The 15,007-nt window shown below is 67.7% G+C and carries 12 protein-coding genes; 9 read left to right on the top strand and 3 right to left on the bottom strand.

Annotated features, from left to right (window positions below):
• The first annotated feature begins 30 nt into the window (after positions 1-30).
• Entirely contained in the window at positions 31-702 is a 672-nt protein-coding gene (locus AB4Y63_RS02360; RefSeq protein ID WP_441789436.1) for a GAP family protein, read from the top strand.
• Positions 703-716: 14 nt separating this feature from the next.
• Here AB4Y63_RS02360 and AB4Y63_RS02365 read toward each other — a convergent pair whose 3' ends face one another.
• A complete protein-coding gene (locus tag AB4Y63_RS02365) occupies positions 717-2,132 on the bottom strand; it encodes an MFS transporter (RefSeq protein ID WP_441789437.1) in 1,416 nt (471 codons plus the stop codon).
• The gene (locus AB4Y63_RS02370; protein ID WP_441789438.1) at positions 2,129-2,587 is read right to left on the bottom strand and encodes a MarR family winged helix-turn-helix transcriptional regulator; all 459 of its coding nucleotides are present in this window, start codon (positions 2,585-2,587) and stop codon (positions 2,129-2,131) included. The genes AB4Y63_RS02365 and AB4Y63_RS02370 overlap by 4 nt, the downstream gene beginning before the upstream one ends.
• A gap of 215 nt (positions 2,588-2,802) precedes the next feature.
• Here AB4Y63_RS02370 and AB4Y63_RS02375 point away from each other — a divergent pair, with 215 nt between their 5' ends.
• Positions 2,803-3,813 carry an alpha/beta fold hydrolase gene (locus tag AB4Y63_RS02375; RefSeq protein WP_441789439.1) on the top strand — a complete coding sequence of 337 codons (1,011 nt, stop codon included), beginning with the start codon at positions 2,803-2,805 and terminating at the stop codon, positions 3,811-3,813.
• Between the two features lie 129 nt (positions 3,814-3,942).
• Complete coding sequence (locus AB4Y63_RS02380; protein WP_441789440.1) at positions 3,943-5,322, top strand: NAD(P)/FAD-dependent oxidoreductase; 1,380 nt, start codon at positions 3,943-3,945, stop codon at positions 5,320-5,322.
• Positions 5,323-5,416: 94 nt separating this feature from the next.
• Here the strand turns inward: AB4Y63_RS02380 and AB4Y63_RS02385 are convergent, their stop codons facing one another.
• Positions 5,417-5,998 (bottom strand): TetR/AcrR family transcriptional regulator, encoded by a 582-nt coding sequence (locus AB4Y63_RS02385; protein WP_441789441.1) that lies wholly within the window; start codon positions 5,996-5,998, stop codon positions 5,417-5,419.
• Positions 5,999-6,114: 116 nt separating this feature from the next.
• On the opposite strand from AB4Y63_RS02385, the gene AB4Y63_RS02390 reads away from it, so the two are divergent.
• The 6 genes from AB4Y63_RS02390 to AB4Y63_RS02415 all read left to right on the top strand — a co-directional run bounded on the left by AB4Y63_RS02390 (position 6,115) and on the right by AB4Y63_RS02415 (position 14,969).
• Positions 6,115-6,846: a phosphatase PAP2 family protein gene (locus tag AB4Y63_RS02390; RefSeq protein ID WP_441789442.1), complete on the top strand. Its 732-nt coding sequence runs from the start codon at positions 6,115-6,117 to the stop codon at positions 6,844-6,846.
• Positions 6,847-6,921: 75 nt separating this feature from the next.
• A complete protein-coding gene (locus AB4Y63_RS02395) occupies positions 6,922-8,724 on the top strand; it encodes a glycoside hydrolase family 3 protein (RefSeq protein WP_441789443.1) in 1,803 nt (600 codons plus the stop codon).
• Between the two features lie 192 nt (positions 8,725-8,916).
• Positions 8,917-9,966 carry a lipoate--protein ligase family protein gene (locus tag AB4Y63_RS02400; RefSeq protein ID WP_441789444.1) on the top strand — a complete coding sequence of 350 codons (1,050 nt, stop codon included), beginning with the start codon at positions 8,917-8,919 and terminating at the stop codon, positions 9,964-9,966.
• Positions 9,967-10,084: 118 nt separating this feature from the next.
• The gene (locus AB4Y63_RS02405; protein WP_441789635.1) at positions 10,085-11,086 is read left to right on the top strand and encodes a 3-oxoacyl-ACP synthase III; all 1,002 of its coding nucleotides are present in this window, start codon (positions 10,085-10,087) and stop codon (positions 11,084-11,086) included.
• Positions 11,083-13,962 (top strand): alpha/beta fold hydrolase, encoded by a 2,880-nt coding sequence (locus AB4Y63_RS02410; RefSeq protein WP_441789445.1) that lies wholly within the window; start codon positions 11,083-11,085, stop codon positions 13,960-13,962. Before AB4Y63_RS02405 ends, AB4Y63_RS02410 begins: the two co-directional genes overlap by 4 nt.
• Positions 13,959-14,969, top strand: coding sequence for an NAD-dependent epimerase/dehydratase family protein (locus AB4Y63_RS02415; RefSeq protein WP_441789446.1), 1,011 nt, complete (start codon positions 13,959-13,961; stop codon positions 14,967-14,969). Before AB4Y63_RS02410 ends, AB4Y63_RS02415 begins: the two co-directional genes overlap by 4 nt.
• The last annotated feature ends 38 nt before the right edge of the window (positions 14,970-15,007 follow it).

Here is a 15,007-nt window from a genome sequence, read left to right on the forward strand (position 1 = left end):
GAATTTGGGAGCTTCCGGTGAAAGGCTCCCATGCTCGAAATGTTCGGCGAGATCCTTCCTCTTGCGGTCGGTGTGGCGCTCAGCCCGCTCCCGATCATTGCGGTGCTGCTGTTGAACTCGCCGCAGACGCCGGCTTCCCCGCCGGCTTTTCTCGCCGGCCGGCTGCTCAGCGTCATCGTCATCGTCGCTTTCTGCGCCGTCGTCATCGATGTCGCGGTGGAGGAGGGCGAGACCGCTCCGTTCGTCTCGGTCATCCGCATTCTGGTCGGCATCGCCCTCGTCGTGCTTGCGGCGACAAAATGGCGAAAGCGGCCGGGAAAGAACGCGGATGTCGAATTGCCGCGCTGGATGGCGATGGTCGACGGGGCCGGACCGGCCCGGAGTTTCGGCCTCGCCCTGTTGCTCTCGGTGACGAACCTCAAGGAACTGCTGTTCGCCATCGGTGCCGGTGTGACGATCGGAGCGGCGAACCTCGGCCTCGGGGCCGATCTGGCCGCCGCCGCATTCTTCGGCCTGATCGCATGTGCCACTGTGGCGATTCCGGTCGTCGCGCTGCTCATCGCACCCGAGCGGATGCGCCCGCGGCTTGAGCTCACGCGCGACTGGCTGGTGCGCAACAACGGCGTGATCATCGGAGCGGTGTTGCTGCTGATCGGGGCCTCGTTGATCGGTGGCGGGATCGCCGAGCTCGGCGAACTCTGACGGGCTTCGGCGCACTAGCGAGGTGTCGTCGCCTCGATCACGGCGATCTCTCGAGTGGCGGTCTCCTGGTCGTCGCCGAGCGTCGTGCCATCGGCATCCGCGCCCGCGGCAATCGCATCGGCATCCGCCTCGGCCAGGGCGACAGCGACGGATGCCGTCGCCGGGAGCCCGTCGCCGGCGTAACGTACCCGGGAACGTTGATTGCCGCGCAGGCGCAGGCGCACCTTGAGGTCCCGATACTTCACCATCCAGATCAGCACGACGACGGCGGCGAGAATGCCGGATGCCGCGGCGACGCCGACTGCCCAGCGCGGGCCGAACTCGTCGGCGACCCAGCCGACGAGCGGGGCGCCGAGCGGAGTCCCTCCCGCGAAGATCGCCATGTAGAGCGCCATCACCCGACCGCGCATGGCGGGTTCGGTCGTCGTCTGCACGTAGGCGTTGGCCGTGGTCATCAGAGTGAGCGAGGCGAATCCGACGAAGACCAGGGTCACCGCGAAGAGTCCGTAGGTCGGCATGAAGGCGGCCACCCCGCAGGCCACACCGAATCCCGCGGCGCCGATCAGCACGAGGCGCAGCCGGGCCTCGGCCCGTCGGGCGGCCATCAGCGCTCCCGCGACAGAGCCGATCGCCATGATCGAACTCAGAAAGCCGAACTCGCTCGCCCCGAGGCCGAATGTGACGGTGGTCATCGTCGAGGTGAAGATGGCGAAATTGAAGCCAAACGTGCCGACCAGGAACACCACGATGAGCACGACGATAATGTCGGGCCGGCCTCGCACATACCGGAACCCAGCCATCAGCTGCCCGCGTTCGCGCGAGGCGCGCGCCTGCGGGCGCAGCAGGGATTTGCGCAGGAGGAACATGGCCAGCACGGTGAAACCGAAGGTCACCGCGTTGATCATGAACACCCAGCCGGCTCCGACGAGGGCGGTGAGGACGCCGGCGACGGCGGGGCCGATCATGCGGGCGCCATTGAACGAGGCCGAGTTGAGTGCGACCGCGTTCGACATGTTCTCGTGGGTGACCAGTTCGCCGACGAAGGTCTGCCGGGCCGGAGCATCGATGGCCGAGACCACGCCGAGCGCCAGGGCAAAGAGGTAGACCTGCCAGAGCTCGACGACGCCGAACACCGTGATGATGCCGAGTCCGAGGGCGAGCGCCCCCATCAGCGACTGCGTCAGGATGAGCAGTTTGCGCCGGTCAAACCGGTCGGCGATGAGGCCGCTCCACGGCATCAACAGAAGCTGCGGGCCGAATTGCAGGGCCATCACAATGCCGACGGCCGCGGCGTTGTGGTTCGTCAACTGGGTCAGAACGATCCAGTCCTGGGCAGTGCGCTGCATCCAGGTTCCGATGTTGGACACCAGCGCTCCGCTGAACCAAATTCGGTAGTTGACGCCGCTCAAGGAGCGGAACATGGCACTCAACTGTCGGCAAGCTCCTTCATGATCAGTGTCGCCTCGGCCAGCACCTGCTGCTGCTCGGGCGAGAGCTTCATCACGCGTTGGGCGATCCACGCGTCGCGGCGCTCCCGGGTTTCGCGAACGAGGGCGTTGCCCGCAGCACTCGGGGCGAGCATGACCTTGCGGCCGTCATTCGCGGCGTTCTCGCGTTGAACCAACTCGGCCTCGACGAGGGCATTGACCGTGCGGTTCATCGACGGCGGGGTGACCCGTTCGTGCTCGCTGAGTTCGCTCAGCGTGAGCGGCCCGTCGGAGAAGAGGGTGCAGAGCGCCGAGAACTGGCCGGCGGTCAGTTCGTCGTTCGCCCGCTGCTGACGGAGTCGCCGGGTCAGGCGAGCGTTGGCCAGACGAAAGTCGTGACTGAGCTCGGCCACGCGGTCGTGCGGCAGCGTGGCAGGTGTGGGTGATTCGGCGTTCATAACTAGTTAGCATAACAAATTAGCTTTGCTAAGCAATACCCGAACGCAACCAATTGCCTCCGTCGCGCATCCGTCACCGACAACCGCACCTGTCACCGAACGCCGCACAATCTGTGCGGCAATCGACGACAATTGCGCAGTTTCGACGCATCCTGCTGCCCCCGATCGCCGTCGCGTTTGGCCGAGTTTGAGTCGCTGAGGTGCAGAATGGCAACGTGCCCACATTCACCGACGCCCACGGGATCGAGATCACCTACTACGTCTGGCCGGTTGCCGAGCCGCGCGCGGTGGTTCAAATCACCCATGGTGTCGGGGAGCACGCCCAGCGCTACGTCGAGCTGGCTTCCGCGTTGAACGCGGCCGGCTACTCGGTCTATGCGGATGACCACCGCGGGCATGGGCAGACCGGGCTCAAGCAGCACAACGGAAACCTGGCGATGATGGGCAAGCTCGGCCCCGGCGGGCTGCGTGCCGCCGTTGCGGCGGTTCACCAGTTCAGCGGCGTCATCCGGGCCGAGAACCCGGGCCTGCCGCTCGTGCTGTTCGGGCACAGCTGGGGCTCGTTCATGGTGCAGATGATCGTCAACGAGCATGCCGCCGAGTATGACGCGGTCGTGCTGTCGGGCACGGCATATCGGTGGCCCGGTTCGCTCGACACGGGCGACCTCAACCGCAAACACAAGCACCTGGGAACGACGGGCGCAGAGTGGCTGAGCCGCGACCCGGCCGTCGCCCAGGCGTTCGTGGCCGACCCGCTGACAACGCTGTCGCCGATTGCGAAACTGTTCGGGATCCGTGACGGTTTGCGGCTGTTCGGCCGCCCGGCGAAGAATCTGCCGGAGCAGCTCCCGCTACTCGTGCAGGTCGGCAGCGACGACACCGTCGGCGGGGAGAAGAGTGCGCTCCGCCTGGTGCAGGTCTATGCGTCGCGCTCTGGCCTGCGGGACATCCTGCTGATCGTGTACCCCGGCGCCCGCCACGAGATCTACAACGAGACGAACCGCGACGAAGTGGCGCGCGATCTGGTGAGTTGGCTCGACGAGCGCTTTCCGGCGTCGGTATCCGAGCCCAGGCCTGCGACTGCATCCACGGATGCGTCGGCAACTGCTGCGCCGGCAACGGATGCGCCCGCAACTGCCGAGCCGGCCTCCGAGCTGTCCGATTCCGCAGTGAAAGCTCCCGACATCCCCTCCGACTCCACCCGCAGCAGCCCCGAGCCTCGCTGAGGGGTCGCAGATCGACCTTCGATGGTCCGATGAAGGTCGATCTGCGCCCCCTCACGGGCACCGGAACAACCGCCCGCACGCCACCCCAGACTCCGCGCGACGACGCGCGACACGACACAAGGAGCATCCGTGACAACGACGACCGGCCGCGTCTCTTTTTGGTACGACGCGACAGGGCTTCCGGCCCAGCGGCCCCCGCTGAGCGGTGACATCGACGCCGATGTGTGCATTGTCGGCGCCGGTTACACCGGCCTCTGGACGGCGTACTACCTCAAGAAAGCGGCGCCGCTGCTGCGGGTCGTGATCGTGGAGGAGCGCTTCGCCGGTTACGGCGCCTCGGGGCGCAACGGCGGATGGCTGACCAACTCAGTAACTGGCGGGCGCGAGCAGTACGTGAAGTCGCACGGCCGGGCCGCGGCGGTCGCCATGCAGCAGGCGATGAACGACACCGTCGACGAAGTGATCAGGGTGGCCGATGTCGAAGGAATCGACGCCGACATCGTGAAGGGCGGTGAGCTCACTGTCGCGAACAACGCGGCTCAGCTGAACCGGATGCAGAGCTTCGCGGCTTCGGAGCGGAGCTGGCGAGACGCCGTCGACTTTGAGGTGCTCTCAGCGCAGGAGATGGCGGCCCGAGTGAACGTGGATGGCGCCCTCGGTGGGGTGTTTCAGCCGCAATGCGCGCGCATCCAGCCGGCCAAGCTCGCTCGCGGCCTGGCCGAGGCCGTCGAGAAACTCGGCGTGACGATCTACGAGGGAACCCGGGTGAGCGAGATTTCCGCGCAGCGGGCGGTCACCGCTCGTGGCACCGTGTCGGCCCGGTTCATCGTACGGGCCACCGAGGGGTTCACCGCCGGCCTCGCCGGATTGCACCGCAAATGGTTGCCGATGAACTCCTCGCTCATCGTGACCGAGCCGCTGGATGCCGCCACCTGGCAGTCGATCGGCTGGGAGGGTCGCGAAACTCTCGGCGACTTCGCGCACGTCTACATGTATGCGCAGCGCACCGCCGACGACCGGATCGCCTTCGGCGGGCGCGGTGTGCCCTACCGTTTCGGTTCCGGCGTCGACGCCGATGGCGCGACTCCCGACAGCACGGTCACCTCGCTGCGCGCCCTGCTGGGCCGCTTCTTCCCGGCCACCGCGGGTGCCGCGATCGACCATGCCTGGTCGGGAGTGCTCGGCGTTCCCCGGGACTGGGCGGCGACGGTCGGCCTCGACCCGACTTCCGGACTGGCCTGGGCCGGCGGCTATGTCGGAACCGGCGTGACCGCAACCAATCTGGCCGGGCGCACGCTCGCCGACCTGCTGCTCGGCGCCGACACCGCGCTCACCCGCCTGCCCTGGGTCAACCACCAGGTGCGCAACTGGGAGATCGAACCGCTGCGCTGGGTCGCGGTCAAGGGATTGTATGCCGCCTATCACGCGGCCGATCGTGCCGAGGATCGGGGTCGCACCTCCACCTCACCGATCGCATCGATGGCGAATGTGGTGGCCGGGCGGCACTAGCGCGACCGGTGATCGAGCCTGTCGAGATCTGGCGACCGAGTTTCGAGATCGGCTCGCGGGGTCTCGACAGGCTCGACCAGCGAGGAGAGGGGTTCTACGCGCCAGCCTGCCCCGTGAGTGTTGACCAGAGAAAGTCGATGTGGTCAGCCATGTCGATGCTCGGGTCCAGCATCCACTGCACCTGGATCCCGTCGGCGAGGGCGATCATCGACGCGGCGAGTTTGTCGGCGTCGAGTGACGCCGGCACCGTGCCGTCTGCCTGACGGCCGCGGATGTCCTCTGCGAACTGGGTGCGAAAGGACGCGTAGCGCTCGACGAAATACTCATGCGCCGGATGCTCGGGGTCGCTGGCCGCGGCGGAGAGCGTCGCGTAGAGCTGAACGAGGCCGGGCACCTCGGCATTGTGCCGCATGACGGCAGCCAGTGCGGCGAGCGGCGCGTCGTGCCGGCGGTAGGTGTCCTCGTCGCGTTCATCGCGTTTCTTGAGAATCGCGGCGAGCAGATCCTCTTTCGAATCGAAGTAGTGCATCAGGCCGGGCAGGCTGAGCCCGCTCGCCCGCGCGACCTCCCGCAGCGACGTTCCGCGGTACCCCTCCCGGGAGAACACCTCCAGCGCCGTGCGCAGGATTTCTTCACGCTTGGCCACGCCTTTGGCGTATGACCCTCTCTCTGACATGCCTCTGATCGTACGACACCTCTGAGCCGACCAATCGGCCTTGCGACGGAAAACCGAACGTTGTATTGTTTTGGTCACTGCGCCAGAGAAGACGCACTCACGAGAGGCTTCACCCTATGACGACGACGTCGCCCGCCGCCAAAGAAACCCCCCAGCGCCCTCCGGCCGACAACGGCCGCCGTCGCTGGCAGTGGGTGGCCGCAGCCAGCGCCGCCGCCTTTATCGTGTTAATGACGCTCACCCTGCTTCCTGCGCCGGAGACGCCGTTCTACCAGGGCCTGGATGTGTGGTGGCACTCGATCACCGCAGGCCCCGCCGGCGGTGAAGTGACCGGACTCGTCGCGTTTCTCAACGCATTCGGCGGACCGGCCAGCCTGATCGTGATGCTGGTCGTTCTGATCGTTCTGGCCATCATGCGTCGCTGGTGGGCGATGTTGTTCGCGTTCCTCACTTACCTCGTGCCGTCGCTCTTCGCCCAGCTGTTGAAGAACATCGTCGACCGGCCGCGCCCCGGCGATGCGCTCGTCATGGTCGACCACGGCTCGTTCCCGTCGGGTCACGTTGTGACGACGGTGGCGTTCGTCATCATGATCGCCGTGCTGCTGCCGGCTGCAGCCCGCCGCATCTGGTGGCCGATCGGCATCGCCTTCGTGCTCGTGATGATGTGGAGCCGCACCTACCTCAGCGCCCACTGGGTCACCGACACCCTGGCCGGAGCCGTTGTCGGGGCCGGCGTCACGCTGATGCTCTGGTGGCTCTTCGCTCCGCTGCTCGCCCGTGATGACGCTCGTCGCGCCCGCCGCAAGCAGAAGCGCGCGGAGCTGCAGTCCGGCGCAGCCTCCTACTAGGCGTCTCTCCAACGCAGCCCGGCGCATCCACCCCGATTTCGACATCCGCAACTCAAATTGAAAGAGGAATCTCCGATGAGTGAGACCCCATCCACCCCCGTCGACCCGACCTACCGCGACGCGACGCTGCCCGTCGCCGAGCGGGTTGAGAACCTGCTCGGCCAGATGACACTGGAAGAGAAGGCCGGCCTCTTCTTTCAGACGATGATCAGCATGAGCCAGGACGGCGGGCTCGCCCCGGCTGACCCGGTGTTCGGGCTGCCGTCCAACGAGGAATACGTCATCGGCAAGGGAATGACCCACTTCAACGTGCTGGGTTCAGCGCCCACCGCCGAGCTGATGGCTGAGTGGCACAACTCGCTGCAGGAGCTCGCGGCCACCACGCGCCTCGGCATCCCCGTGACGATCTCGACCGACCCGCGCCACTCCTTCAGCGACAACCCGCTTGCGGGCATGATGGCCGGCCCGTTCTCGAGCTGGCCCGAATCGATCGGCCTCGCCGCCATCCGTGACGAAGCCGTTGTCGAGCAGTTCGGCGACATCGCCCGTCAGGAATACCTGGCCGTCGGCATGCGCGTGGCCCTGCACCCGCAGATCGACCTGGCCACCGAGCCGCGTTGGGGCCGCCAGGTCGCCACGTTCGGTGAAGATCCCGAGCTCACCGGCGTGCTCGGTGCCGCCTACATCCGTGGGTTCCAGGGTGAGACGCTCGGCGCTGACTCCGTCGCCACGATGACGAAGCACTTTCCGGGCGGCGGCCCGCAGATGGATGGCGAGGACGCCCACTTCGCCTACGGCCGCGAGCAGGTCTACCCCGGTGGCCAGTTCGAGCTCCACCTCAAGCCCTTCGAAGCCGCCTTCGAGGCCGGAACCAGTCAGATCATGCCGTACTACGGCATGCCGGTCGGCACCGAATACGAAGAGGTCGGCTTCGGCTTCAACAAGAGCGTCATCACCGGGCTGCTGCGCGAACGCTACGGCTTCGACGGCATCGTCTGCACCGACTGGGGACTGATCTCCAACGACGACGAGATCATGGGCGAGCCCTTCCCGGCCCGCGCCTGGGGCGTCGAGCACCTCACCCCGCGCGAGCGCATGGTCAAGATCCTCGAGGCCGGCGCCGACCAGTTCGGTGGCGAAGCCATCCCCGATCTGCTGATCGAGCTCGTGCAGAGTGGCGACGTCACCGAGGACCGCCTCGACGCATCCGCTCGTCGCCTGCTGCGCGAGAAGTTCGTGCTCGGACTCTTCGATGCACCGCTCGTCGACGCGAAGAAGGCCGGCGTCATCGTCGGTTCCGACGCGTTCCGCGCCGCCGGTGAGGCCGCCCAGCGCGCCTCGATCACGGTGCTGACGAACACTGCAACGGATGCCGGCACGCCGGCGCTTCCGCTGGCCACGGGCCAGAAGATCTACGTTGAGGGCATCGAGCCCGATGTTGCGGGGGAGTACGGCACCGTCGTGGCGACCCCGGCCGAGGCCGACCTGGCGATCATCCGCATCCAGGCGCCGTTCGAGGTGCGCAGCACGATGTTCGAGAACTTCTTCCACCAGGGTTCGCTCGACTTCACCGACGAGACCATCGCACACCTGCGCGAGGTCGCTGCTGCGGTTCCGACCGTCATCGACGTGCACCTGGACCGCCCGGCCATTCTCACGCCGATCGTCGAGGCGCCGATTGCGCCCGTCGCGATCGTCGCGAACTACGGCGCGAACGCCCGAGCACTGCTCGACGTGCTCACCGGCGCAGCCCAGCCGAAGGGCAAGCTGCCGTTCGACCTGCCGTCGAGCATGGCTGCGGTCGAGGCAAGTCGCGAGGATGTGCCGTTCGACACGAAGGACCCGCTGTTCCGCTTCGGTCACGGCCTGGCGTACTAGAACCCCGGGTGGTCAGGTGGCGACGCGGTCGCGTCGCCTGACCACCCGTGCACCCGGCGTTCCCCATTCGACGGAGATTCTTCCTGATTCAGCCCATTTCAGCCCGAAACAGGCCCCGGATGCAAAAATCTCCGTCGAATGGGCGGGTGACTGCGACGGCCGGGGCGGTACACCGACGATTAGGCTTGCTGCATGCACGGTGAATATAAGGTCCCAGGCGGCAAGCTCGTGGTCGTCGATCTCGAGCTGGTCGACGCGAAGATCGCGAACTTCCGGCTCGCCGGTGATTTCTTTCTCGAGCCGGACGAAGCGCTCGAGAACATCAACGCTGCCGTGAACGGCTTGCCGGCCGACAGCGACGCCGCGAGCATCGCCGCCGCCGTGCGCGCCGGGCTCCCCGAGAACGCCACCTTGCTCGGTTTCTCCCCGGAGGCGGTGGCCGTCGCCATCCGTCGATCGCTGTCGAAGGCGACGAGCTGGAAAGACTACGACTGGGAGATCGTTCACTCGCCGGCCGTATCGCCGAGGATGCACCTGGCCCTCGACGAGGTGCTGGCCGCGGAGGTCGGCGAGGGACACCGCAAGCCGACGCTGCGCATCTGGGAATGGAACGAATCGGCCGTCGTGATCGGCAGCTTCCAGTCGCTGAAGAACGAGGTCGACCCCGACGGTGCCGCCAAGTACGGCTACGACGTCGTGCGCCGCATCTCCGGCGGCGGCGCGATGATGATGGAGAAGGGCGCCGTCATCACCTACTCGCTCTACGTTCCGGCCGAACTCGTGCAGGGCATGAGCTTCGCCGATTCCTACGCCTTTCTCGACGAATGGGTGCTCGAAGCGCTCAAATCACTCGGCATCGACGCGAGTTACAAGCCGCTCAACGACATCACAAGCCCGACGGGCAAGATCGGCGGCGCCGCCCAGAAGCGCCTCGGCAGCGGCGCCGTGCTCCACCACGTCACGATGAGCTACGACATGGATGGCGAAGTAATGGCCCAGGTTTTGCGCATCGGTCGCGAGAAACTCAGCGACAAGGGAATCGCCAGCGCCGCCAAGCGCGTCGACCCGCTGCGCAGCCAGACCGGACTCAGTCGTGCCGAGATCATCGAGCGGATGAAGCAGACGTTCACAACGATGTACGCAGCGACCCCCGGCGACATCACGCCGGAGGAATATGCCAAGGCGGAGAGCCTCGTTGAGGAGAAGTTCGCCACGGAGGCGTGGCTGACCCGGGTGCCGTAACGCACACGCAGGGCGTTCGTACAACTCCCAGCTTCGCGGGGAGGATAATTACCGCGGGACGACCCTACAGTCCCGCGAAATTCGACAGGGAGCTCCGTTGAACGGAAACGCAACGACGATGTACCAGAACGTCGCCCTGCTGTCGGTGGCGAGCACGATCGCCCCGCGGATCACGACCTCTGACGAAATCGACCACCGCTTGGCGCCCGCCCTCAAGCGGTTGCGCCTTCCGAAGGGTCTGCTGCAGCGCGTCGCCGGTGTGCACGAGCGCCGCAACTGGGACGAGGGACAGAAGTTCGATGACGCCGCCGTGTCGGCCGGCCAGCGTGCCCTCCAGGCGGCAGGCATCGAGCCGGGCCAGGTCGGGCTGCTGATCAACACCTCGGTCACCCGCAAACACCTCGAGCCGTCCGTCGCCGTGCGCATCCACCACGGCCTCGGCCTGCCGTCGTCGGCGACCAACTTCGACATCGCCAACGCTTGTCTCGGCTTCGTCAACGGCATGAGCCTCGCCGGGCAGCTCATCGACGCCGGGCAGATCGACTACGCGGTCGTCATCGACGGCGAAGACGCCGACGATATCCAGACCAACACGATCGAGCGCCTCAGCACGCCCGAGATCGGTCGCAAAGACTTCATGAGCGAGTTCGCGAGCCTCACCCTGGGCTCCGGCGCCGCTGCCGCTGTGCTCGGGCGGGCGGATGCGCATCCGTCTGGGCATCGGATGCTGGGCGGCGTCAGCCGTGCAGCCACCCAGTTCAACGACCTCTGCGTCGGCAGTGTCGACGGCATGTTCACTGACGCCAAGGCGTTGCTCAAGGGCGGGATGGAACTCGTCGTCTCCGCCTGGACCGAAGCAAAACGCGACTGGAACTGGTCGGGCATGAACCGCTACATCTTGCACCAGGTCTCCGATGTGCACACCGACGCCATTCTCAAGGCCACCGGCATCGACCGCTCGAAGGTGCCGCTCACCTACCCGAAATTCGGCAATGTCGGACCGGCGTCGATTCCGATCACGCTCGCGGCCGAAGCTGAGACGCTCCGGCCCGGTGACCGAGTGCTGCTGATGGGCGTCGGTTCCGGTCTCAACACGGCGATGATGGAACTCGTCTGGTGACTCCCCGGCTGCCACACTCCGCGTCGATCCCTGCCCCGGCATCCCACCCGCCCGCCGGACTCCCGGGACTCGACCCGGCGTTCTCGCGCCTGATCGACGTGCCAGAGCGCGATGCGGATCGGCAGCTCACAAGCATCACCCGACGCTGGCATGTTCTCGACAATGCGGCGGAGCTTGACCGCCTCGGCGTGCAGCCGGTCGGCACCGTGCTCTGTGTGCACGGCAACCCGACCTGGTCGTATCTCTGGCGGCGTCTGGTCACTGAGGCCACGGCGGCGGCCACGGATGCTGCGACTCGGGGCGACGACGCCTGGCGTGTGATCGCAGTCGACCAGTTGGAGATGGGATTCTCCGAGCGCACCGGCCGAGCACGCACGCTTGAGCAGCGGGTGCGCGATCTCGCCGACTTCACCGCCGCCATCGAGCTCGACGGTCCGGTCGTCACCCTCGGGCATGACTGGGGAGGTGTCGTCTCGATGGGCTGGGCGGTCGACCATCCCGAGTCGCTCGCCGGCGTCATGCTGCTGAACACCGCCATCCATCAGCCGGAAGGCACGCCGATCCCCGCGCCGCTGCGCCTGGCCTTGCGCCAGGGGATACTCGGCCAGGCGACGGTCAGCACGCCGGCATTCTTGGAGACCACGCTCGCCCTCGCGCATCCGCCGTTGTCTGCCGAAGTGAAGCGCGGCTATCGGGCTCCCTATCGCGGCGCGTCGCGCCGGGGCGGAATCGGCGCGTTCGTCGCCGACATCCCGGCCGACGACACGCATGTCAGCACCGCCGAACTCGACCGGATCGCCGAGGGCGTGCGCCACCTCGGAGTGCCCGCGCTGATGCTCTGGGGTCCGCGCGACCCGATCTTCAGCGACCGCTACCTCGACGACCTCATCGACCGGATGCCGCAGGCCGACGTGCACCGTTTCGAGGGTGCTGGGCACCTCATCGCCGAGGACGTCGACTATGCGTCGGCAGCCCTGGCCTGGTTGGGTGACAATCGGTCGGCGGTCGAGCCTGTCGAGACCTCCGCCGGCCGATCCTCGAACGCAACCCGCGCACAGGGGTCGGCTCACGTGATTTCGACAGGCTCAATCACCGAGTCTCCGGTGGTCGAGCCTGTCGAGACCGAGCCGGCCGACACCGAGTTCCGCCCGCTCTGGCATTACCTCGACGAGCTGAGCCAGAGCGACGAAACCGCGCTGATCGAGATGGTGCCCTCCTCGGGCACCGCCCCGCGCGTGGTCAGCTGGAGACTGCTCTCCACCCGCGTGCGGGAGATCGCTGCCGGGCTTGCTCGCATCGGCGTGCAGAAGGGCGACCGGGTCTCCTTGCTCGTGCAGCCGGGAGCCGACCTCACCGCGGTGCTCTACGCCTGCGTGCGCATCGGCGCGATCGTCGTCGTCGCCGACGCGGGTCTTGGCCTTCGCGGCCTGACCCGGGCCGTGCGTGGTGCTCGCCCCGACTATGTCATCGGTGCGCTCCCCGGCCTTGTCGCCGCCCGCACGCTCGGCTGGCCCGGCCAGAAAATCTCGACCGTGCGCCTTCCGGGGCCCGTTGCCCGCGCGCTCGGCATCGCGTTCGTGCTCGCGGATGTCGCCGCGCTCGGCAGGGAAGCCATCGACCTGCCCGGTGCGGCCGCGATTCTGCCCGCATCGCCGTCGCCCGATGACACGGCCGCCATCCTCTTCACCTCGGGTTCGACCGGTCCGGCGAAGGGTGTCGTCTACACCCACGCGCAGCTCTCGGCCGTGCGCGATGCGCTCGCCGCACAGTACGGCGTGGGCGTCGGCACCGGCCTGGTTGCCGGTTTCGCACCGTTCGCACTCCTCGGCCCGGCACTCGGCGCCCGCTCGGTGACTCCCGACATGGACGTGACGAGCCCGAAGACTCTCACCGCCTCAGCCGTCGCCGCGGCGGTGGCCGCCGTCGACGCGACGGTGGTCTTTCTCTCGCCGGCCGCGATCACGAATGTCGTGGCCACGTCCGACGCGCTCACCCCCGCCGACCGTCGCGCCCTGACAGGCGTGCGCACCTTCCTCTCGGCCGGTGCGCCGGTGTCGGAGCAGCTGCTCAGCGCGGCGTCACGGCTGATGCCTGGCGCGACCGCGCACACGCCGTACGGGATGACCGAAGGCCTGCTGATGACGGATATCTCGCTCGACGGGATCCGTGTGGCGACAGCGCACTCAGAGTCCGGCGACGCTGCCGAGGCGGGCGATGCCGTGGGTGAGTCCTCGGACAAGCCAGCGGGCGGCGTCTGCGTCGGGTTGCCCGCCGCCACGACCCTCGTGCGGATCAGCGCGCTCGACGAGCACGGTGCAGCCACCGGGGAACCCGCAGAACTGCCCGGTGTGACCGGCGAGATCGTAATCTCCGCCCCGCACCTCAAAGACCACTACGACCGGCTTTGGCTGACCAACCGGGCGTCCGCGCTCGGCACGACGAGCGGACAGATGAGTGGTCGACGCTGGCATCGCACCGGCGACGTCGGCCACCTCGACTCCGTGGGGCGGCTCTGGGTGGAAGGGCGCCTGCCGCACGTCATCACGACGGCGGAAGGCGTGCTCACCCCGGTCGGCCCCGAGCAGCGCATGGAAACCCTGCCCCATGTCGCGCGCGCGGCCGCCGTCGGCGTCGGCCCGGCGGGGGTTCAGCAGCTCGTCGCGATCGTCGAAACCGAGCCCGCCGCGCGCGGCGTCGGTCTGGCCTCGCCCACACTGGCCGCCGCCGTTCGAGGCGCGGCGGGGGAGCCCGTTGCCGCGGTGCTGGTCGTGCCGAGGCTGCCCACCGACATCCGTCACAACTCGAAAATCGACCGTTCGCGGCTCGCTCGCTGGGCCGAGGGCATTCTCTCCGGCAAACGGATGACGCGGCCGTGAAGGTGCTCGTCACCGGAGCCAGCGGCCTGCTCGGTCGTGCGGTCGCAACGGCAATGCTGGCCGCCGGGCACGAGGTGCGCACGTTCCAGCGGCGGCCGTCCGGTGTGCTCGGGGCCAGTGATGCGCTCGGTTCGGTGACCGATGCCGACGCGGTCGCTCGCGCTGTCGACGGCATGGACGCGGTCGTACACCTCGCCGCGAAGGTCTCACTGGCCGGCGACCCGGCCGAATTCGATACCGTGAACGTCGGTGGCACGCGCGCTCTGATCGCTGCGCTGAACGACACAGCAGTGGATGCCCCCTTGGCGAATGGCTCCGCGACCGTTGCCGGCGCCCGACGCCTGGTCTATGTGTCGTCGCCGTCGGTGGCGCACGCCGGCGCATCCATCGTGGGCGAGCCGGCGATGCCGGCCGACCCGGACCGGGCCCGAGGCGACTACGCCCGCACCAAGGCCCAGGCCGAACTGCTCGCGCTCTCCGCCGATTCGCCACGGTTGCGCGTCGTCGCTGTTCGTCCGCACCTGGTGTGGGGGCCGGGCGACACCCAACTCGTCGCCCGCGTCGTCGAACGGGCCCGTTCCGGCCGTCTTCCGCTGCTCGGTCACGGCGCCGCACTGATTGACACGACCTACATCGACAACGCGGCCTCCGCCATCGTGGCCGCGCTCGAACGGGCGGACGACGTGCACGGGCGGTCCTATGTGATCACCAACGGCGAGCCGCGCCCGGTCGCCGAACTACTGGCCGGAATCTGCGCGGCGGCCGGCGTGCGCGCCCCCGGTTGGCGCGTGCCGGCCGGGCTGGCGAGAACCGCCGGATCCGTGATCGAAGCGGCCTGGCGCATCCGCCCGGGTGTCGACGAGCCGCCCATGACGAGATTCCTGGCCGAACAGCTCTCGACGGCGCACTGGTTCGACCAGCGCCAGACCCGTGCCGACCTGCACTGGCAGCCCGCTGTCTCTCTCGATGAGGGATTCCGTCGGCTCGCGGCATCGTACTCGGCCTGACCCGTATTCGCGCTCGCGAGCCCGCACCGGGCTATCAG

The organism is Leifsonia sp. YAF41, assembly GCF_052113185.1.
Taxonomy (GTDB): domain Bacteria; phylum Actinomycetota; class Actinomycetes; order Actinomycetales; family Microbacteriaceae; genus Cryobacterium.

Coding starts and splice junctions, on each gene's coding strand:
- AB4Y63_RS02360 (WP_441789436.1), top strand. CDS start 31: ATGCTCGAAATGTTCGGCGAGATCCTTCCTCTTGCGGTCGGTGTGGCG.
- AB4Y63_RS02370 (WP_441789438.1), bottom strand. CDS start 2,587: ATGAACGCCGAATCACCCACACCTGCCACGCTGCCGCACGACCGCGTG.
- AB4Y63_RS02385 (WP_441789441.1), bottom strand. CDS start 5,998: ATGTCAGAGAGAGGGTCATACGCCAAAGGCGTGGCCAAGCGTGAAGAA.
- AB4Y63_RS02390 (WP_441789442.1), top strand. CDS start 6,115: ATGACGACGACGTCGCCCGCCGCCAAAGAAACCCCCCAGCGCCCTCCG.
- AB4Y63_RS02395 (WP_441789443.1), top strand. CDS start 6,922: ATGAGTGAGACCCCATCCACCCCCGTCGACCCGACCTACCGCGACGCG.
- AB4Y63_RS02400 (WP_441789444.1), top strand. CDS start 8,917: ATGCACGGTGAATATAAGGTCCCAGGCGGCAAGCTCGTGGTCGTCGAT.
- AB4Y63_RS02405 (WP_441789635.1), top strand. CDS start 10,085: ATGTACCAGAACGTCGCCCTGCTGTCGGTGGCGAGCACGATCGCCCCG.